Source organism: Streptomyces sp. T028, from assembly GCF_048159505.1.
Lineage (GTDB): Bacteria > Actinomycetota > Actinomycetes > Streptomycetales > Streptomycetaceae > Streptomyces.
The window spans coordinates 49,764-71,303 of sequence record NZ_JBLRVZ010000014.1 but is presented as its reverse complement, the minus strand read 5'-3'; the positions used below and the strand labels follow the sequence as shown (position 1 = coordinate 71,303).

Sequence of the window (21,540 nt, the reverse complement as noted above, 5' to 3'; positions counted from 1 at the left end):
CCTTGCACTCCCATCCGTCATCGCCTACGCACATAATACTTGTCACCGTCCTGCACTCCCAAAGGCTGGAGGAAGCCTTGCCAGAGCGAAGCCCGACCGTGGGTAGTATTCTCCGCGCGCGGTATCAGACTCGTCGTCGCACCGGTTCCACCTTCATATGTAGAAGCGAATGGGAACTCTTCCCACGACAGCCCCGGCCCGAAGGTTCCCGGCCGAGGAAGCCCTCGCTGCGCAGCGTTCCGATTCTTCCTGATCCTATTCTTTCCCGTCATTCGCGTAACTATGGGACTCGCGCCACCAGCGATCGCCTTGTCGAAGTTTGCCGCCACTCCGGGATACAGACTTGAGTCGAGTTCATGCACTGGAAGTATCGTCGCCTCGCCCGATGAATCAACTGCAAAAACCCGGGGGCACGCATTGTGTACCAGCACGGGCTTATCGGCAGCGAGTACATAGTACGTGTGGAGCTGCTCAACGGTGAGGTTGTACATGCTCGCTGCACCAGGCGCGACGCGAATGGCAGCCACGTAGGCGTGGCCGTCGGTTGCGGTGTTGAGCGCATGGCCCGGTGTCAGCTTGGCTGCAGCCACCCACGTATGGGTGGTGTCGTCCCAGAAGGGGTGCTTGGACGTGGTGTGCAGGACGGACTTGTGGCCCTTGCCATCCCGGATGGTCAGGTCGATCAGGTCTTCGTCGTGGTTGACGAATTGGGCAGTGACTGTGCGGGCCCCCTGGTGCTTTCCGGTCTCGGGGTCTGCGGCCTCGACCTTGTCACCAGGCTTGATCTTCCCGATGGCCTTGGATGTTCCGTCAGCCAGCAGGACGGGTGTAGTAGCCGTGAAGCTGCACTTCCCGGCCCGCGCTACCGCACCTGCCTCTTCTGCCTCGGCCGCTGATCCCCGCCCACGTGTGAGCAGAGCCACCGCCACGAAGGCACTGACGCGGCCGCTGGCGTGGGCGCCGTCGCCCTGCTTGTACTCGGTGTAGATGCTGACGCCGGTGTCCCACATGCCCTCGATGGCAGGGATGCCCTGCGTGATGATGACGCCTGGAACGGTCAGTGCCGCACAACTCTGCCAGCCGTCTCCGAGAATGCAGTCGCCTGCCGTAGCCAGGCTGCCGAGAGCTTGGTTGACATAGCCGGTGACCATGTCCGTGGTCTGGTCGACGAGTCCGGAGAGGAAGCCGCCGAATCCGCTCGGGTGGCTGTTGCCTCCGCTCCCGTTGTGGCTGTCACCTCCGCTTTGGTGGGTGCCGGACTTGCTGCTCCCACCGGTATTGGTGGGGGTACTGCCCGAGCCGGGGTAGTCATCCATCGCCTTCTTGGCGCCGGCCTCGTCGCCTGGGGTGTGGTTGATGCAGGACGGGCAATTGCGCGTCGGGCAGTCGGGGCCTGCACACAGTCCGGACGGGTCGCTGTTGGTGATCGGGTTGCTGCGGGCGTAGGCGTAACCGGCGAGTTGTTGGTCGTCGGTGGCTGCGAAGATCGGGTCGAGGCTGACGAAGCGGCCGAGGGTGGGGTCGTACTGCCGGGCGCCGAGTTGGGTGAGGCCGGTGTTGGCGTTGTCGGGGGCGTTGAGGAAGCCTCGGTTGTCGAGCCAGCTGACGGTGGTGCCGCGGGTGCCGCCGTAGGGGGTGAACTGGCGCCAGGTCGGGGTCTGGGCGGTGTTGTCGAGGTAGAGGCCGCTGGTGCCGTGAGGGTCGCTGATCTCGAACTTGTAGTTGGTGCCGGTGCCGGTGCGGACCACGGTGCCGCCGCCGGGCAGGGGCAGATAGCGCACGCCGGTGGTGGTGCTGCCGGTGAGGGTGAGCTGCTCGCCAGGCAGGTAAAGGGTGGTGCTGGACGGGTCGGTCTGGAGCAGGACGTTGCCGTCGGCGTCGTAGATGTAGCTGGTGGTGCCCGTCTTGCCACCGCCGACCTGGGTGAGCTGTCCGGCCTCGTTCCAGTTCAGGGTCTGATTGCCCGACGCGATGGTGGTACGGCCGGTGGTGTTGCCCGCTTTGTCGTAGGTGTAGCTGGTCGTTGCGCTGCTTGCGCCGCTGGCCTGGGTGGAGGACAGAGCGTGGGGCTGGACGGTGCCGTTGCCGTCGTAGTCGTAGGCGTAGCTGGTGGTGGTGTCGCTGCCGCCGGTGGTGGAGTGGTCGACCTGGTGCTGGCGCTGTCCGAGGGCGTCGAAGTCCCAGCTGGTCCAGTACGCGGTGCCGCCGGCGAGCGGGTCGCCGACCTGGGCGTGGGAGTCCGTGGTGGGGGTGGCGTTGCAGTCGTCGGTGGCGGTCCAGGCCTGGGTGAGGCGGTCGAGTGCGTCGTACTCGTAACACTGGGTCTCGGGCGCCGCTGTGGCGCCCAGGCGCGTGGTGACCTGCTTGGTCGTGTTGCCGGCGGGGTCGTAGGTGTAGTTCTGCTCGTCGACCTTGGCCGGGGTGGTGGAGCGGGTCACCAGCTGGTCGGTCAGCGCTCCGGTGTGGGGGTCGTGGGTGTTGGTGAGGTAGGCCAGGTTGGTGCTCATGCCCAGGGTCTCCTGCAGCACCTGTCCGTAGGCGCTGTAGGTGGTGTTCTGGGCGTAGCCGTAAGAGGTGCTGCCCAGTCCGTTGGGCAGGTCCAGAGCGGTGGCGTAGGTGTGGCCGATGATCTCGTTGGGAAGGCCGCCGCCGAGGGGGTAGTTGTCGGAGTACAGGAGACCGGTGTCGGCGCTGTAGGTGTGGCGGAAGGTGTACGTCTTGCCGCCCAGCGCGCCGTGTACGGCCGGGATGGTGACGGACTGGCCGAGGGATTCACCGAAGGCGTTGAAGCCCAGTTGCTGGGTGGTGTACGTGTTGCCGGCGTTGTACGAAGTGGCCGTGGTGGTCCGGCCAATGGGGTTGGTGACGCCGGAGACGGCGTTGTCGTTGTCGAAGGTCCAGGCCGCCATCTGGTTGCCGCTCGCGCCCGGGGTCTGTGTGGCGACCGTGGAGGCGTACTGGCCCGTCTTGCGGTTCAGAACGTCGTAGGTGTAGGAGACGCTCTTGCCGCGGGAGTCGGTGGTCTGGGTGAGGTTGCCTGCGGCGTCGTAGACCATGCTGGTCGTGCCGGCGTCCGGATCGGTCTTGGACGTCACCTGGCCCAACAGGTTCTGGACGGTGGTCCACGTGCTGCCTTTGGAAGTGACCGTGTTCTGCTTGCCGTGCCCGTCGTAGCCGTAGGTGATCGCGTTGTAGGTGCCGCCGGTGACGGAGAACCGGCCGGTGAAGGTGTTGAGCGGGGTGGCCAGGGTCGGTCGGGCACTGTAGGAGTCGACTTCGGTCGTGCGCCCCAGAGGGTCGGTGCGCGTGGTCTTGACCGTGCCGCCGTCCGGGGGGATGACGGTGGTGGCGTCACCGCTGTAGACCGTGGTGGTGCGCTGCTTGAGCACCGAGTACTGCTCAGAGTCGTCGATGGCCACGCGGCCCAGGCCGTCGAAGGTGTAGCGGTCCTGGTTGGGAACCTGGGAGTCCTGCACCGAGGCCACTGCCAGGGCGGGGAGGGTGGTGGAGTCCCAGTAGGCGTTGTTCTTCTTCCAGACCCAGCCGTGCGAGTCGTAGAACGACTCGGTGATCAGCCGACCGCCCTGCGGGGTCGGTGCCTGACTCTGTCGGGTACGGCCGAGGGAGTCGACGAGGGTGTAGGAAGTGACGTAGCCCAGGGAGTCGTTCAGTGCCTGGGTGGTGGTGCCGGACTGGCCGGTCTGGGAGACCGTGTAGGTGTACTTGGTGTCGGCGGGGGCGGTGGTGGCCCGGTTGTGCTGCCACACCTCGGTGGTACGGCCGAGCGCGTCGTAGTGGACGGTGTCGGTGATCCCGTTGGCGTCGGTGGAGGTCAGGGTGAGGCCGCGGGTGGGATCGATGGTGGTGCTGATGCTCTGGTTCTTGGCGTTGGTGATCGACGTGCCGGTGGTCAGGCCGACGCTGTCCACGGTGTAGTTCGTGGTGGTCTTGTTGCCGCCCGCGTCGTAGCCGTCCTTGGGGCGGCCGTAGGTGTCGTAGGTGGCCCGCGTCTGGGTCTGCCAGGTGAACGCGCCGCCGCTGTAGTCCGCGGCGTGCCGGGTCATGGTGATCTCGCCCTTGGTGGGCGCGGCCGTCTGCGGGAAGGCGGTGGCGAAGCTGATGTCGTCGTAGTAGGTCCTGGTCGCGGAGACGACCTGGTCCGGGCGGGAGACGCTGGTGGGTGCGGTGAGGCTGTTGAGGGTTTTCGGCACGGTGGCCGGGCTGTTCTGGGTGAAGCCGGCGCAGGCGACCGAGTCGGTCTCCTTGGACGCTTCCAGTCCGACCAGGTTCGCGGTCGTGTTGGCCGGGGCGTACGTGATCGAGGTGCACTGGTCGTACTTGGCGTCGGCCGGCACCGTGTGGGTGTAGCTGTGGGTCAGCAGCCCGAAGTTGTCGTCCGTGCGGGTCGCCTCGTAGGTGTTGTCGGTCTCCGTGACGCGCCAGGTGGTGGTGCCGTCGCCGGTGACGGCCTGGCGGGTCCAGGTCTCGGCGACGTCGGTGGCGTGGGCGGTCAGATCCGGCATGCCCGAGCGGCTGCGGGTGGCGGTCGCGGCGGAGACCCAGTAGGAGGTCACGGTGGAGTTGTCCACGCTGCCGCCGACCCCGGTGTAGGCGGTGGTCTCCAGCGCGTTGCCCGCCAGCTGGTCGCTGTCGGTGTGCACCCCGCCCTGGGAGTCGGTGACGTTCACCGAGCGGCGGCTGGAGGAGGAGAGCCAGTCGTCGTCCATGCCGCGGTAGTACGAGGTGACTGCCTTGGTCTGGGGGTCGTTCGCTCCGTCGCCGGTGCGCGTCTCCACGCTGGCGTAGCCGCGGAACTGGCCCCAGGTGCGGTATTTGGCCTTGACTACCTCGTTGTCGTCGTGGTGCCAGGCAGCGCCGCCGTTGTAGCTGTAGTTCGTCTGCTTGACCACCGCGCCGCCGGTGCTGTCTGTCTCCAGGACCTGGGTGACGGCGTACTTCTCGAACCAGTCGGTGATCGGGTTGAGGTAGTCCTTGGGCGTCCAGGACACCGGGTAGCAGGATTTGGTGTTGGTCTTGGGGTCGGCCGAGGCCACGTAGGTGGCGGTGCAGGCGTCCGGTGTGTCGTAGGTGACGGAGGTCAGCCCGCCCATCTCGTTGGTGATGCCGGAGATGCGGTAGCGGTACAGGCCGGGGAAGTTGGAGGTGTCGACCCGGTTCTTCAGGTCCACGCCGGCGAACTTCACGTCCGGCAGCGTGATCGGCGAGGCGGAGCCACCGGCCGTGGTGTCGTCGCCCTCGTGGGTGATGGAGGCCAGCCAGAGCGTGGGCGAGGTGCCGTCCCCGGTGGCCGGCTCCGTCTGGTGCAGGGTGTACGTGTCGACCGCCTGGTACTTGGCGGCCGCCACGTTGTACTGCTGCACCTTGATCGAGGCCAGGCGGACGGTGGAGAAGAACGACGGCGTGTGGGCGGGGCAGATCGCCCCCGAGACGCAGACCAGGTCATAGGGCACGTCCGGGTACTGGCTGGAGGCGTTGCCCGGCAAGAGCACGTCGCAGGAGTCCAGGACACAGCGGGAGGCGGTGGTGAAGACGATCTGGTCGGGGACGGTGCCGTACGCGCCGGTGTCGCGGAAGCCGTAGTCGATCCTGGCGAGGTACGAGTCCCGGACGTAGGAGACGTTGCGGGCGCCGTTTTCCTCGCCGTAGTAGTTGGTGTCCTGGGTGTAGTAATACGCCATGGCGTTGGCGTGCGGGTCCACGACGTAGTCGAGGTGCCACTTGTACGCCATGGTGCACACCGAGTCGCTGAACCCGGACGACTTGTAGCAGGGGTCGCCGGAGTGCGCGGAGTACACCGGGACGGTGTCCACCGACTTGGTGGTTGCCTTGCCGGAGGACCAGCCGGGCAGTTGGTTGCGGCCGAAGTAGTACTGGGTGCCGTCCCGCTGGGTGACGATCCAGTAGTCCGTGTTGTAGGTACCGGATCCGTTGTTCGAGTCTGTGACGTGCTTGACGGTCGAGCCGTTGTCGTCGGCCGGCTTCCACGTCCCGGTGCTGCCGTCCTTCACCAGGGAGGTGGACGAGCCGTTCAGCGACAGGGTCAGGACCGGCCCGTCGTAGCACTTGTCGTCGCTGGACACCGGTGAGGCGCTGCCCCCCGGGTTGTCCGAGCAGGAGGTGAAACTCTGCTCAACGTATGAGTCGGGTGTGGCCCAGCCGTCGCCCACCCAGGAGGCCTGAGCCTGGGTGGAGGAGGTCTGTCCGTCCACCGAACCCGAGTCGTAGGCCAGGCCCACCGAGGGGTTGAGCGACCCCGACGAACTCGCCGGCGCGATGGGGTAGCTGTAGGTGAACGAGCCCGACGAGCTGCCGCCCGTCCAGGAGCCGGAGGGTGCCAGGGCGGTCGCGTCGTAGCTGCCGGCTCCCCCGCCTTCCGTGGTGCTGTCTGCGGTCGCCGCCAGCACCATCGTCTCGGCGCCGGTGACAGAAGACGCGGTGTACGAGGCGGGCACGGCGGTTGTACGGCCGGACGCTGAAGCCTGGGACGGGGATGTCTGGGGCTGGGAGCCCTGAAGTGTCAGGGTGGTGGCCAACTCCTGCGCCGAACGGTCCTGCTCAGTGGCCAGAGGGGTCTGGGTGCGGCAGGCGGCTCGCTTCGGCGTGGTCAGTGCACAGGCGGGAAGCCTGACCAGATGGAGGCGGTCGGCGTAATTACCGCCGTAGGCTCCCGCGAAGGCGCTGTAGTCCAGGCCCAGTTGCACCTTGCCCCGGCCACCTGTCGCGGGCTGCACAGCGAGAACGACGCCGGACACGCCGAGCTTGGTGGCGTCCTGGTGCGGCAGCACGCGTACCGAGACCTTGTTCGGTCCCTGGTACGAGTTCTTGGCCGAGCCCACCGAGCGGGCCCACACCGGCGTACCGGCTGCCGCCGCCTTGGCTCCTTGCTTCGTACCCGTCTTCGGGGCGGCCAGCGTGACCGTACCGGTCGCGGCGGTCGGCCAGTGGGCTTTCGCCGCACGGAAGACCTTCTTGGTCTGGTCCTTGACCGTCAGATTACGGGGGGTGAGGGTCGTGACCCCCTTGACCGACCGGGTCTGCTGCACTGCCGGGGCACCAGCACGGTCCTTGGTCGCAGCGGCCGCCGGGACCGCGGTAGGCACGGCCAGAGTCAGCGCCACCACAGCACCGACGATCCGTTCCCGCGCGCCGATCTGACGCGCAGTCCGTCTCAGCCACTCTGTCCTGGCCATGATCGATCCCCCCAACTCGCCCCGCATGCAGGCACAACGGCACCGCGGCTTGATCAAGCCGCAGCTGCGCGGGCGACTATCGCAGAAGATGCGAGCCCCGGGACAGTGACCAATTCCGACAACTGTTCACATCCGGACACCAAGAATTCACAAAACTTCGCTCTCGACTCGGACATGTACGGTCATCCGCGCATCAATCACGTCTGCCACAGACAGCGAAAAGCCGGTCCACTGGAGCACCGATCGACATGACCGGTCCTGTCCGACCTGACCTGGGGGTATCCAAAGGTGAGACCGACCCTGCGCAGCAGGATGCTGAGTGCGGCACTGGCAGTCGCACTCAGCACGCTGTCCCTCTCCGGCGCGGCGACAACCGCCCATGCCGATACGGCCTCTGAGACTGCGTCACCGCAACTGCCACTGGACGAGGCGCGGGCCTCGGCCCAGGCGCAGGCCACGGGCAAGGCAGTGGCCGTGGCGGCGGCGACCACGTCGACGGAGTCGGAAGTGGCCAACCCGGACGGCACGTTCACCTTGACCCAGTCGGTCGCCCCGGTGCGCAAGTACGAATCCGGCGACTGGAAGACGCTGGACGCCACCCTGGTCCGGCACGACGACGGCACCGTCACCCCGGCCCTGAGCACCGCGGATCTGACCCTGTCAGGGGGCGGGAACGGGCCGCTGGCGGTGATGAAGGACCACGGCCGTTCACTGTCCCTGACCGTGCCGGCCTCGATCGGCGCACTGCCGGCCCCGACCCTGGACGGCTCCAGCGCCACCTACCCCGACGTCCTGGACGGGGTAGACCTGAAAGTCACCGCAGATACCCAAGGCGGCTTCTCCGAAGTCCTCGTCGTCAAGAGCGCCGACGCGGCCGCCGACCCGGCCCTGGACACTCTGGCCTTCCCCGCCGAGACGAAGAACGTGGCGCTGGCCATCGACAAGGCGGGCAACATCACGGCCACGGACGACGCCGAGCGCACCGTCTTCTCCGCCCCGGCGCCGCTGATGTGGGACTCCGCCACTGCGGAGACAGCCGCCCCAAGCGCACTCTCCGCCGGCAAGAAGGCGCTCTCCGCCGCAGACGAGCGAACCGCCTCCGACACCGGCGAGCCGGTAGCCTCCTCCGCCAACGAGCCCGGCGCGGGAGCGCACATCGCGCCGGTCGCAGCGTCCTACACCTCCGGCCACATCCGCCTGACCCCGGACCAGGATCTGCTGTCCGCCTCCTCCACCGTCTACCCGGTCTACATCGACCCGACCTACAGCGCCGCAGGCGGCACGCTCACCAGCTGGACCTGGGTCAACTCCGCCTACCCGGACGTCAGCTACTGGAAGGACACCAGCGCCACCGGGCTGCACGTGGGCTACCAGGGCTGGGAGACCCCGTACCACAAGTCGCGGGCGTTCGCGAAGCTCTCGGTGGACAGCCGGATCTTCGGCGCGACGATCATCGACTCGAACTTCTACGCCACCGAGACCTACGCGCCTTCGTGTACCGCGACGGCGGTGGAGCTCTGGCAGACCGGCTCGATCGACTCCGGCACCACCTGGAACGACCAGCCCGCCTGGAAGTCCCAGTGGGGCACGAAGACCGTGGCCTACGGCTACTCCCCTTCCTGCCCGGCGAAGTCGCTCGGCTTCGACGTCACCTCCCACATGCAGGACATCGCCGACGCCGGGGACCTGAGTAACGTCACCCTGGGGCTGCGGGCCGACGACGAACTCGACAAGTACGGGTGGAAGAAGTTCGACCACGCCACCATCTCCATGTCCACCACGTACGACCACAAGCCGAACAAGCCCTCGACGTTGATCACCTCACCGGCCACCACCTGCACCAGCACCATCAAGACCACCGGTGACGGCGACATCACGCTCTACGCAAAGGTCTCCGACCCCGACGGCGGCACTCTCTCCAACACCTTCAACGTCACCAAGACGTCCGACGGCACACAAATCGCCAAACCCACCGTTTCCGCCGCCTCCGGGAAGAACGCCACCTACACGCTGAAGAAAACGGTGTTGGAGGCCGCAGCCGGCGGCTCAGTCCTTGGCGTGTCGTGGAACGTGACCTCCTCCGACGGCACCTATTCCTCGGCAGCCTCGTCCACGTGCAAATTCAAGTTCGACCCCAGCAGGCCCGGCGCCCCGGTCATCACCGACGCCTCCTCGAACGACTGCGGCGACGACGCCAGCACCACCACCTACCAGGTCGGCAACGCTGCCGGCTTCACCCTCGCACCCAACGCCTCAGGCGGCACCACCGCCAGCTACCTCTACCAGCTCAACGGCGCCACCCCCGTCTCCGTGGCCAGCGCCGGGGCCAGTACCTCCATCAGCGTCACCCCCACCCGGGGGACGAACGTGCTGACCGTCACCGCGGTCTCGTCCGGCGGCAACATCGGCGACACCGTGAACTGCATCCTCATCGCCGCGCCCGCTGCCACCGCCGCCGACGGCGACCTGACCGGCGACGGCCTGCCCGACCTCACCGCCGTGGGCGCCCAGGCGGGCCTGGCCAGCGGGCTGTGGCTGGCCCACGGCACGACCGACGGACAGCTCACCACCAGCGCCACCAACCTCGGGGCTGCCGGCACCGGTGTCAATTCCGCGGGTTCACCGACCGACTGGAACGGCACCCAGGCCATCACCGGACACTTCAACACCGGCGCCGGCTTCAACGACATCCTGGACTACGATCCCGCGACCGGCCGCGGCGCGGTGCTGTTCGGCAGTGGTGACGGCTCCCTGCTGCGCCCCTTCAGCGGCGATCAGGTCAACGTCAACGGCACCGCCTTCACCGACGGCAACGGCAACAGAGCCACCAGTGTCGCGAGCGGGGGCGGCCTCTACAACACCCTCAACGGCGAGCCCGTCACCGGATACCCCGACCTGCTCGTGATCGTAGGCGGGCAACTGTGGGACCAGCCAGGTGCCCCCACCCCGGGATACTTCGCCGGCGTCGACAACGCGCTGCCACTGACCGGCACCAACCCCACCGGCTCCGGTGACTGGACCGGCTGGAGCATCGCCTCCAGTCTCATCGACGGACTGCCCGCGCTCTTCGCCCGCAACACCAGCACCGGAGCGCTCTACTACTACACCCCGCAACAGCTCCAGGACCTCGCCTACGGCAGCACGGTCACTCCGGTGCAGCTCGCGAGCAGCGGCTACAGCTCCGCGGCTCTGCCCGTCCTCCAGGCTGCCGACCTCGACAGCAACGGCACCCCTGACCTGCGCACCGTCTCCGCCGACGGAACCAGCACCACACGGATCTTCGACGCGACGGCCAACACCCTGACCGCCCAGGCCGCCCAGACCCTCATCGCCCCCAGCCACACCTGGCCGCTCAACGACGGCACCGAGGGCAGCGCGGCCACCGCCACCGACACCTCCGCCGGCCTGAACCTCACCGGCGGCACCGCGGCCACCTGGGACACCGACGACAACGTCTCCTTCCCCTCCAACCTCGCGCTGGACGGCACCGCCACCAGCTCGATGACCTCCAGCGCGGCACTGTCGCTGTCGAGCCCCTTCACCCTGTCCACCTGGGTCAAACCCGCCGCCGTCGGTGGCGTCATCGCCTCCCAGGACGGTGTCCACAACTCCGGCTTCCTGCTCTACACCCAGTCCAACAAGGAATGGGCGTTCTGCCTCGCCACCTCCGACGCCACCCGCGCCTACGACTGCATCGCCGGCGGCACCGCCATCATCGGCCAGTGGACCCACCTGACCATCACCTACGACCCGGCCACCAAGGCCATGACGCTGTACGTGGACGATCGGCCAGTGGCCCGCGGCTCCCACACCGCGATCTCCGGCTTCACCGGAAACTTCACCCTGGGCAACGACCTGGCCAACGACGTCCGCGCCGCCTTCTTCCGCGGCAACCTCGCTGACGTACAGGTCTGGAACGGAGCGGCTCTCACCAGGAACGAGGTCGCGATCATGGCCAACATCGTCATCCCCAAGGCCCCGTACGCCTTCACCGACGTCGCCGACTACAACGGTGACGGCAAGGTGGACGTGGTCGCCGCCGACGCCACCGGCAGCCTGTGGCTCTACCCCGGCAACGGCAGCGGTGGCTGGTCGACCTCGTTCGTGTACATCGGCTCCGGCTTCTCCGGATACACCTTCGCCGGGATCGGCGACTTCAACACGGACGGCTACTCCGACATCGTCGCCATGGCACCCGGTGGCACCCTGCGCCTGTTCCCCGGCGACGTCGGGCACGACCTGCTCACTCCCGTCACCAACTTCGCCAGCGGCTGGAACGGCTACGCCTTCGCAGGCGTAGCCGACTTCAACCGCGACGGCAAACCCGACATCATCGGCCGCCACCCCGACGGCACCCTGCGCCTGTTCCCCGGAACCGGCACCGGCACCGGCCTGGGATCAGCCGTGCAGATCGGCACCGGCTGGACCAACTACACCCTCGGCGGCGTAGCCGACCTCAACGGTGACACCTACCCCGACGTCATCGCCCGCGAGGACGCCACCGGCATCCTGTGGCTCTACCCAGGCAACGGCAGCAACGGTTTCGGCAGCCGCAGTCAGATCGGCACCGGCTGGAACCCGTACACCATCGCCGGTATCGGCGACTTCAACAGCGACGGCAACCCCGACGTCATCGCCCGTGAGGACGCCACCGGCATCCTGTGGCTCTACCCCCGCACCGCCACCAGCTTCAGCACCCGCCAACAGATCGGCACCAGCTGGTAGCCCGATTCCCGTCCGCCGAGGCCTGCGCCGCACGGCCTCGGCGGACCAGCGTGCGGCCGTGTGCCCGCGGCGAAGCGGTCGGTGCCGGCGTTCACGACCAGGGCCCGGCTCGAGCGTTCGAGCCGGGCCCATCCGAGCGGGGTCGGAGATCAGCCTGCCGGGGTCTGGGCCGCGGGCAGTTCCACCAGTTCGGTCGCGCCGTCGGCGGTGCGCTCCCCGTAGCGGGTCCCGGTCTGCGGGCACTCCCACACCCCCGCCTCGCCCTCGCGCTCGACCAGCCGTACTCCGGCCCGGCCCACCCACCCGATCCGGCGGGCGGGAACACCGGCCACCAGCGCGAAGTCGGGCACGTCCTTGGTGACGACGGCGCCCGCCGCGACCAGCGCCCAGCGGCCGACGCGGACCGGGGCGACACAGACCGAACGGGCACCGAGCGAGGCACCCTCGGCGACCTTGACGCCCACCGCCTCCCAGTCGCCGCCCCGCTTGAGCTTGCCCTCGGGGTCGACGGAGCGCGGATACTGATCGTTGGTGAGCACGACAGCGGGGCCGACGAAGACGCCGTCGCCGAGTTCGGCGGGCTCGTACACCAGGGCGTAGTTCTGCAGCTTGACGTTGTCACCGATGCGCACACCCGTGCCGACATAGGCGCCGCGGCCGATGACGCAGCCCGTACCGAGGCGCGCCTTCTCACGGACCTGGGCGAGTTCCCACACGGTGGTCCCGTCGCCCAGTTCGGCGCTCTCGTCGACCTGGGCGGTGGGCTTGATGGTGTAGCTCACGGTTGAACCTTCCTGTGGCCGCCGAGCAGCAGCCGGTCGAAATCGTCGCGTACGACGGTCCAGTCCCAGGCGGAGAGTGCGTGTTCGGCGGCCGCCTGGCCCGCCTTGACCCAGGCCTCCTCGGTCGCCGTGCAGGCGAGTATCCGCCGCGCCGCTTCCTCGGGCGTGCCGGCCACCCACTCCTCCGGGAAGAGGGTGCGGGCACTGTGCTCCCGGCCCGCGAAGAACGGCCAGTCACGGGCGACGGGAACGGCGCCGCTGGCGGCACCCTCGACGAACCCGCAGTGGAAGCTCTCCCGCACCGAGGAACTGAGGATCACCCCGACCTCCTCGAGCACGGCGGCCACATCACCGGTCTGGCCGACGCGGCGGACCGCGCCCGAGGGCTCGAACCGCGCGAGGTCCCGCTCCAGCCGGTCGTGGTAGGCCCGTGCGGCGGGGCCGGCCTCGGGGTTCAGGTCGCCACCGACCAGCAGCAGCCGGTAACGGTCGTCCTGCGCGCGCAGGAGCCGCAGGACCTCGATCGCCCATCGGGGATCCTTGGCGACCTGGCCGATCCCCACCAGAGCGAGGGTGAACCGGGCCTCGGGCCGCTTGGGGCGCCGGTACGCGGAGAGGTTCATCGCGTTGTGGATCACGTGCAGCCCCGGGGCTCCGTCGGCCGACAGCCGCGGCACGGCGGCCGTCACCAGATCACGCAGGTGGTCGGCGACGAATATCAGGTCGTCGACCCGGGAGAAGTCCACGACGTGCGGCCAGTAGGTGAAGGCCTCGTAGCTGTGCAGCCGCACGATCACACGGGTGGTGCCCGGATCGACCTGGGTCAGGAACGCCGCCCCGGCCGCGCACCAGTCGACGAAGACCGTGTCGGCCCAGTCGAAGTGGGGGCGCAGCGCTTTCTCCGCCGCACGCCCGAAAGGCGCCTGGCCCCCGACACGGTGCCCCATCATGCGCCGCAGGCCCTTGGCCAGGGGTGCGAGCTCCGGGTCGGCGGCCAGGTCCAGGACACGTACCTCGACGTCGGCGTGCTGCTCGTACCGCTCGGTGATGAGCGGGAGGAAATTGGCGTTGGCCCGATGGACGACGAGAAGCCTGAGGGGGCGGTCCTGCGGCGCCGGCGCGGCGGGCTCCTTGCGGCCGCGCGGCTTGGTTATCGCGCGCATGACACGGCTGCGGTGGATCGGGGCCGTGAAGCCCTCGGGATCCTCGGCCAGCGGCGAGGTCAGCCCGTCGACGTGCGGGACCCGGTGGAAGGCGAGCAGCAGCGCCTTCGCCGCCAGCCCTGCCGCGTTCACCCGTTGCCCCTCCTTGTACAGCGCGTCGGCGCAGGAGAGCTCGGCCGCGTAGGCCGCCTTCAGACGGCGTGGGGTGAGGCCGTGGGACAGCTCCAGGTCTGCGGCCTCGGCCAGCAGGTCGGCCTTCAGCCTGGCCTCACCCGCGTGCTTGGCCAGGACGTTCAGCAGGCGCGCTCCCGCGCTCGGGACCCCCGCTCCGGCCAGGCGGGAACTCAGCCAACGGGTAGGGGTGACGAACCGCTCAGCGGGAATCCGGTACACCGGCACAGCGTAGCTCCAGTCCGCGCACAGGACGCGAGGTCCAGCGCCGATCAACGACGAGTGGCACCTGAGGACGGCGGCTGTCCCCACCGGGCAAACCTGGACGTCCGTGGCCCGGAGGGGGCACGACGGGCGCGGCCCCGGCCGAGTGGCCGGGGCCGCATCCTACGACGGTCGGCTGTGTCAGCCGCCGATCACCACCCGGCGCACGCCCTTCCAAGCCTCCGGGTCCGTCGTACGACGCCCGTCGACGAGGACCGTGACGTCCGGCAGGTCGGCCGGGGTCAGGGTGCGGTACTCGGCGTGGTCGGCCTGGAGGATCGCCGCGGTGACCTTCTCGCCCTGGTGCGGGGTGAGGCCGTGCGCGGTCAGCTCCTCCGCGGTGTACATCGGGTCCGAGACGTACGGGACCGCGCCGCGCGCCTTGAGGGCCTCGACGGTCGGGAAGACGCCCGAGAACGCCGTCTCCTTGACGCCACCGCGGTAGGCGGCGCCCAGGACGAGGACGTTCACGCCGGTCAGGTCGCCGTAGGCGGCGGCCAGCAGGTCCACCGCGTACTCCGGCATCGCCGCGTTCGCCTCACGGGCGGAGCGCACGACGGTCGCGGACGGGTCGTTCCACAGGTACATCCGCGGATAGATCGGGATGCAGTGGCCGCCGACCGCGATGCCCGGCTGGTGGATGTGGCTGTACGGCTGCGAGTTGCAGGCCTCGATGACCTTCTTGACGTCGATGCCGTTCTGGTCCGCGAAGCGCGCGAACTGGTTCGCCAGGCCGATGTTGACGTCCCGGTAGGTCGTCTCGGCCAGCTTCGCCAGCTCGGAGGCCTCGGCGGTGCCCAGGTCCCACACGCCGTTGGCCTGCGGCAGGTCGGCGCGCTCGTCGAAGTCGAGGACCTGCTCGTAGAACTCCACACCGCGGGCCGTCGACGCCTCGTCGATGCCGCCGACCAGCTTGGGGTAGCGGCGCAGGTCGGCGAAGACCCGGCCGGTGAGGACGCGCTCCGGGGAGAAGACGAGGTGGAAGTCCTCGCCCGCGGTCAGGCCCGAGCCCTCGGCGAGCATCGGCGCCCAGCGGGTGCGGGTGGTGCCGACCGGGAGGGTCGTCTCGTACGAGACCAGCGTGCCGGGCCTCAGGCCCTGCGCGATCGCCTTGGTCGCCGCGTCCATCCAGCCGAAGTCCGGGGTGCCCTCGGCGTCCACGAACAGCGGGACGACCACGACGACGGCCTCGGACTCGGCGACCGCGGACGCGGTGTCCGTGGTCGCGCTCAGCAGACCGGCGTCGACAGCCTGCTTCAGCTTGACGTCCAGGTCGTGCTCACCGGGGAACGGCTCAACACCGGCGTTGACCAGCTCGACGACCTTCTCGTTCACGTCCGCGCCGATGACCCGGTGGCCCTTGGAGGCGAACTGCACCGCCAGCGGGAGCCCGATCTTGCCGAGCGCTACTACACAGATGTTCATGGAGGGTCGCTACTTCTTCCTTTTGGAACGGGACTTCAGTTTCCGGACAAGGCCCCCCAGCGCCCGCCGGACCACAGTCCTCTTCGGGGGGTACATCTGGGCCGTGTCGACCACCACGCGTCCCTTGGGGTTGACCAGGGCCGACGCCCGGTACGGGTCGTCGTCCCGGCCCCACTTGCGGGCCAGCGGCATGGGCAGACCCTTGCCGCGCACGGGGATCTCGTACGTGGAACCGGCCACGTCGACGTAGACGCGCACGCCCCACTTGCCGGTGACCGGCTCCAGCGGGACTCGGGCGTGCAGCACGGTGGCGGCGGTGCCGTTCTCGGCCGGCTCCACCCTCATCTCGCCCACCACGGGCGCGAGTTCGCGCTCGGGCTTCAGCCGGCGCGCGCCCGGCTTGTCCGCCGACTTGGGCATCGCGCCCTTCACCAGCCGCAGGGCGGCACTGTCGACGTCCCCGAGGACCGGCACCCGTACGGACGCCGTGTAGGCGAGCTTCTCGCCCTCCTGCTCCCACGCGGAGGACAGCAGGACGGTGCCCTTGGCGAGGCGGCCGGGGACGGCCTCCCCGACCAGCTCGTAGACCCGGTCGGACACCCCGATACGGGGGTCGCGGAAGCCGGGGTAGCGGGCGTAGGCGCGCTCGCCCTCCACGACGAACGGGGGCGCCCCGTGCTCCTTCTCCGAGGAGATCGCCTCGGCCAGCTCGTCGATGGCGACGGCCTGCGCCAGCGCGATCCGCACCCGGCGCTTGACGTCCATGGCGTCGCGGACACCGTCGGTGAGGTAGGCGTCCGCGAGCCGGCCGATGCCCGTGCAGAGCTGCCGCTGCAACTCCCGGTCCAGGGACGGGAAGTCGTCCTGAACGAGCTTGGCCAGCTCCCAGGTGAAGTGCCGGCGCAGGACGGCGTCCCGGCCCGGGCCCGCGTCGATCAGCCCGGCCGTGAAGTCCATGATCTCGGCCGCCGCCCGCAGCCGCGCCAGATGGTCCGCGCGGTAGGTGATGTTGCTGGCGTCACCGCGCTTGACCGCGTAGTAGCAGGTGTAGTCGGCCACCACCGAGATCTTCCGGGCGCGCACGCACGCCTCGATGGTGAACGGCTGGTCACTGCCCACGGGCAGGTGCTCGGGGAAACGCAGGTGGTACTTCTCCACCATGTCCCGCCGGAACAGCTTGGTGTTGGCCAGGGTGAACGGCAGCGCCGAGTCGTACAGGCTGACGTCCGCGACGTTCTCCTTGTACAGCGCCTGGTGCACATACCGGCCGTTGGTGCCGACCATCTTGCCGACGACGACGTCGGAGTCGTGGGCGTCGGCGCACTTCACCATGCGCTCCAGCGCCTCCTCGCCGAGGAAGTCGTCGGAGCCGATGAAGTAAACGTAACGGCCGGTGGCCACGTCAAGCGCACGGTTGCTGGGCGCGGCCGGGCCGCCGGAGTTCGGCTGGTGGATCACCTTCACGGTGTCCGGGTACAGCGCCGCGAACCGGTCCAGCTCGCGGCCGCTGTCGTCCGTGGAGCCGTCGTCGACGGCGACGATCTCCAGGCGCTCTCGGCCGATGCTCTGCCCGATCAGGGAGTTAAGACACTCCGTCAGGTAGGGCATCGTGTTGTACACCGCGACGACGACGCTGACGTCCGGTGTCCCGCTCATGCGTCGGCCTCCACCGTTCTGCGCGCGGCCGCCGGGCGGACGGCGCTGCCGGGAACCAGCCGGGTGTAGACCTTGTCGAGCAGCTCGGCCTGGGCCTCCCAGGTCCACTCGTCGAGCAGGCCGTCCTTGTCGTACACGGCCCGGTAACGGTCGGCGTCACCGAGCACCGACTTCACGGACCGCACGTAGTCCTCGACGTCCTCGGCCTTGAAGACCTCGCCCTGGCCGGTGCGCTGGACCATCTCGCCCATCGTCTTCACATCGCTGACGATCAGCGGCAGCCGGGCGTGCGAGTACTCGAAGAACTTGGTGATCAGCGCGATCTCGTGGTTCGGCCAGTGGTGGATCGGGATGACCCCGAGGTCCGCCGTCGCGAGGAAGCGCACCACCTGGTAGTGCGGCACGTACGGCAGGATGTGCAGCCGGTCGGAGACGCCCAGTTCCTCGGCGCGCTCGCGCAGGGTCCGCATGTACTCGGACTCGGTGTTGAGCACGACGAAGGCCGTGTGCACCTCGGCCAGCTGCGGCAGCGACTCGACCATGATGTCGAGGCCGCGCTGCGGGGCGGCGGCACCGCTGTACACGGTCAGCGGCACGTCCGGACCGATCCCGCACAGCTCGCGCAGGTCCGGGACCGGCTCGGCGGCCTGCTCCGGGGAGATCTCCGCGTCGGGCGCGTTGAGCACCACGGACGGGCGTTCCTTGAGGCTGTGCCGCTCCTGGAGCATCCCGGCGAGCGTGTCGGACACCGTGGTGACGGCGTCGGCGTGCCGCGAGTACTCCAGCTCGTGCGCGCACTGCGCCTTGTGCCAGCGCGGGTGCGAGTTCCACGGCTTGATGCCGGGCAGGAACTCGTGCGCGTCCCACACCAGCTTGACCTTGCGGCCGCGGGCCCGCCCGCGCAGGGTGGCACGGGCGCCGACGCCCAGCATGCGGAAGTCGTTGGCGTGGATCAGGTCCGGGTCGAGCTCGTCGATGACCTTGCCGTACGCCAGCTCCAGGTCCCACAGGTTCGGGTCGAGCCGACGCCAGCTGCGGGTGCCCATGGTCCTGTGCCAGAACGCGGTGGTGAAACGGTCCAGCGGCGAGTCCATGTCCTTGCGGCGCTTCTCCAGCGCGGCGGTCTTGCGCGCCCGCAGGTTCACCCAGTTCTGCACGAACCGGGACGCCAGCCGCGGCAGCACCAGGCGCAGCCTGGTGAGGAACGAGCCCTCCTGCTGGGCGAGGATCAGCCGGATGTTGAGATCGGCGCGCCAGGCCTTGATCTTCTGCCGGCGGTACGCGGCCAGCGGCCCCGGCTTGTACGCCAGCGGCGAGCGCAGCACGGCCCGGCGGTACTCATGACGGCGACGCTGCATCGGACTGGGCACCGGCAGCAGACGCACCTGCGCCTTGCCGATCTCCCAGGTCGTCTCGCTCTTCCCCCTGCCCTTGCCGAGCAGGATCACGTCCCACCCGGCCTCGGCGGCCGAGCGTGCTTCCTTCTGCACGCGCGAGTCGCCGTTCACCCCGTTGTCGACGAGCATGACGATGCGTCCACGCACCGCCGGCTGCGCCGACGTGTTCTCAGCTGCCATGAGTTGCCAGGTCCTCCACCTGAAGGGAAACGCTGCGGTTCTGTGTAGCCGACTCCAGCACGGCGGCCGCCACCTGAACAGTGCGCATTCCCTGGCGCAGGGTGCAGATGTCGGCTTCCTTGCCGAGCACCGCGTCCCGGAACAGCTCGTGCTCGACGAGCAGCGGCTCGCGCTTGGGGATGGCGTACCGGATCATGTCGCCCTCGGACACCCCGCGGAAGGCCTGGAGAGCCTCCCACTCGGTGGTGACGGCGGCGTTGGAGTGGAAGGTCAGGTCGGCGGTGAGGGTGTCGGCGATGAAGCAGCCGCGCTCACCGGTCACCGAGGTGAAGCGCTCCTTGAGCGGGCTCAGCCAGTTCACCAGGTGGTTCACCATGGTGCCGTCGTCGAGGCGGCCCACCGCGGAGACCATGTCCTCGTGGACTCGGCCGCTCTTGGAGACGGTGTGCGCGGCGATGGACACGTACTCGCGCCCGGTCACCCAGCCGGTCAGGTCGATGTCGTGGGTGGCGAGGTCCTTGACCACGCCGACGTCCGCGATGCGGTGCGGGAACGGGCCCTGGCGGCGGGTCACGACCTGGTAGACGTCACCGAGTTCACCGGCCTCCAGGCGGGCGCGCAGCGAGCGCAGCGCCGGGTTGCAGCGCTCGATGTGGCCGACACCGGCGACCAGAGAGCGCGACTCGAACGCCTCGACGAGGCGGCGGGCGCCGTCCACGGTCTCCGCGACGGGCTTCTCGATGAGCGCGCACACCCCGGCCTCGGCGAGCGCCAGACCGACCTGCTCGTGCAGGTGGGTGGGGCAGGCCACGACCGCGTAGTCGACGCCGAGGGCGATGAGCTCCTCGACCGTGTTCAGGATCGGCGCGCCCTGGGCGGCGCCGAACTTGTCGCCCATCGGGTCGACGACGCCGACCAGGTCGACGCCCTCCAGACCGGACAGGACACGGGCGTGGTGACGCCCCATGGAACCGAGGCCGACGAGTCCCGCGCGCAGCGGCTTCCCGGTGCTCACAGCTGCTCCCCCAGCGTGTTCACGGCGGCGGCGATCCGCTCGAGGTCGCTCGCGGACAGCGAGGGGTGGACGGGCAGCGACACGACCTCGGCGGCGGCGCGCTCCGTCTCGGGCAGGTCCCAGGTACGGCCCGCCTTCTGATCCGGCTCCCAGTACGGCTTCAGCCGGTGGATGGGGGTCGGGTAGTAGACGGCGTTGCCGATACCGGCCTCGGCCAGCTTCGCCATGGCGGCCTCGCGGTCGCCCTGGATGCGCACGGTGTACTGGTGGTAGATGTGCCGGGCGCCCTCGGCGACCTTCGGCGTGACCACGTTCGGCGCGGTGATGTGCTCGGTGAGGTACGCGGCGTTGGCGATGCGCTGCTCGGTCCAGCCGCCGAGCTTGCCGCGCTGGACACGGCCGATCGCGGCGGAGACGTCCGTCATCCGCACGTTGGCGCCGACGATCTCGTTGGCGTAGCGCTGCTCCATGCCCTGGTTGCGCAGCAGGCGCAGGGTGCGGGCGACCTCGGCGTCACCGGTGGAGATCATGCCGCCCTCGAGGCTGTGCATGTTCTTCGTCGGGTAGAAGCTGAAGGTGCCGGCGGCACCGAAGGCGCCGACCGGGGTGCCGTTCAGGGCGGCCGCGTGGGCCTGGCAGGCGTCCTCGACGACGGCGAGACCGTGCTGCTCGGCGATCGCCATGATCTTGTCCATGGCGGCGGGGTGGCCGTACAGGTGGACCGGCATGATCGCGGCGGTGCGCGGTGTGATGGCCGCCTCGACCGCGGCGGGGTCCAGACAGAAGGTGTCGGCGTCGATGTCGGCGAAGACCACGTCGGCGCCGACCAGCCGTACCGCGTTGGCGGAGGCCGCGAAGGAGAACGACGGCACGATCACCTCGTCGCCCGGGCCGAGGCCGAGGGCCATCAGCGACAGGTGGAGGGCGGAGGTGCCGGAGTTGACCGCGACGCAGTGACGCCCGTCGACCAGCTCCGAGAACTCCTCCTCGAAGGCGGCCACCTCGGGACCCTGGACGACCCGGCCACTGCGCAGAACACGCACCGCGGCCTCGATCTCGTCCTCGTCGATCACGGGTCTGGCGGCCGGTATGAACTCATGGGCGTCGGTCATCGACATCCCCTCCTCTACGGCGACCTCTGCAGGCGCACCACGTCATGCGGTCGGGAAGGGCCATGTCGATGCTCAGCACGGCCGCATCCCTGGTTGTCCATGGCCGCCTGTGGGCGGATGGACGGCTTGTACACAGGAGCCCGCCCCCCGAGGGTTCCTTGCGGGATTCAGCCGTGCCCGGCCTGACGACCGGATGTGCTCATCGGCTGTGGTCACGGTGTGCATGTCTTTGGCCACCGGGACCAGACTGCACGTTACCAGCACGCGGACGGCAATTTTCCCGGGCGTTACCACAGAGAAACCACCACCCTGGGTGCACTCGATCACAAGCAAGACACAGCGTAACTCTGCGGTAGACACAGTGCGACGCGAGGTGAGCGGGCGAGGTCCGAGGCCGGGGCCGGGTCGCCCGGACGACGGCGCGGGCGCCCGGTTCGCA

At 69.1% G+C, this 21,540-nt stretch carries 9 protein-coding genes; 1 reads left to right on the top strand and 8 read right to left on the bottom strand.

What is annotated here, in order from left to right:
• Window positions 1–17: 17 nt before the first annotated feature.
• Window positions 18–7,211 carry a polymorphic toxin-type HINT domain-containing protein gene (locus ACLZN2_RS15580; RefSeq protein ID WP_416979044.1) on the bottom strand — a complete coding sequence of 2,398 codons (7,194 nt, stop codon included), beginning with the start codon at window positions 7,209–7,211 and terminating at the stop codon, window positions 18–20.
• Between the two features lie 288 nt (window positions 7,212–7,499).
• On the opposite strand from ACLZN2_RS15580, the gene ACLZN2_RS15575 reads away from it, so the two are divergent.
• Window positions 7,500–11,936, top strand: coding sequence for an FG-GAP-like repeat-containing protein (locus ACLZN2_RS15575; RefSeq protein WP_416979043.1), 4,437 nt, complete (start codon window positions 7,500–7,502; stop codon window positions 11,934–11,936).
• A gap of 149 nt (window positions 11,937–12,085) precedes the next feature.
• On the opposite strand, the gene ACLZN2_RS15570 is transcribed toward ACLZN2_RS15575, so the two are convergent.
• The 7 genes from ACLZN2_RS15570 to ACLZN2_RS15540 all read right to left on the bottom strand — a co-directional run bounded on the left by ACLZN2_RS15570 (window position 12,086) and on the right by ACLZN2_RS15540 (window position 21,101).
• Window positions 12,086–12,718, bottom strand: coding sequence for an acyltransferase (locus ACLZN2_RS15570; RefSeq protein WP_416979042.1), 633 nt, complete (start codon window positions 12,716–12,718; stop codon window positions 12,086–12,088).
• A complete protein-coding gene (locus ACLZN2_RS15565) occupies window positions 12,715–14,274 on the bottom strand; it encodes a hypothetical protein (protein WP_416979041.1) in 1,560 nt (519 codons plus the stop codon). The genes ACLZN2_RS15570 and ACLZN2_RS15565 overlap by 4 nt, the downstream gene beginning before the upstream one ends.
• 183 nt (window positions 14,275–14,457) lie before the next feature.
• On the bottom strand, window positions 14,458–15,741 hold the full coding sequence (locus ACLZN2_RS15560; RefSeq protein WP_416979040.1) for a nucleotide sugar dehydrogenase: 1,284 nt from the start codon (window positions 15,739–15,741) through the stop codon (window positions 14,458–14,460).
• Window positions 15,742–15,750: 9 nt separating this feature from the next.
• Window positions 15,751–17,397 carry a glycosyltransferase family 2 protein gene (locus ACLZN2_RS15555; protein WP_416979039.1) on the bottom strand — a complete coding sequence of 549 codons (1,647 nt, stop codon included), beginning with the start codon at window positions 17,395–17,397 and terminating at the stop codon, window positions 15,751–15,753.
• Window positions 17,394–18,974, bottom strand: a complete 1,581-nt coding sequence (locus tag ACLZN2_RS15550) for a glycosyltransferase family 4 protein (protein WP_416979038.1) — start codon at window positions 18,972–18,974, stop codon at window positions 17,394–17,396. The genes ACLZN2_RS15555 and ACLZN2_RS15550 overlap by 4 nt, the downstream gene beginning before the upstream one ends.
• The gene (locus tag ACLZN2_RS15545; RefSeq protein WP_416979099.1) at window positions 18,964–19,941 is read right to left on the bottom strand and encodes a Gfo/Idh/MocA family protein; all 978 of its coding nucleotides are present in this window, start codon (window positions 19,939–19,941) and stop codon (window positions 18,964–18,966) included. Before ACLZN2_RS15545 ends, ACLZN2_RS15550 begins: the two co-directional genes overlap by 11 nt.
• Before the next feature lie 44 nt (window positions 19,942–19,985).
• On the bottom strand, window positions 19,986–21,101 hold the full coding sequence (locus tag ACLZN2_RS15540; protein ID WP_416979037.1) for a DegT/DnrJ/EryC1/StrS family aminotransferase: 1,116 nt from the start codon (window positions 21,099–21,101) through the stop codon (window positions 19,986–19,988).
• Window positions 21,102–21,540: the final 439 nt, after the last annotated feature.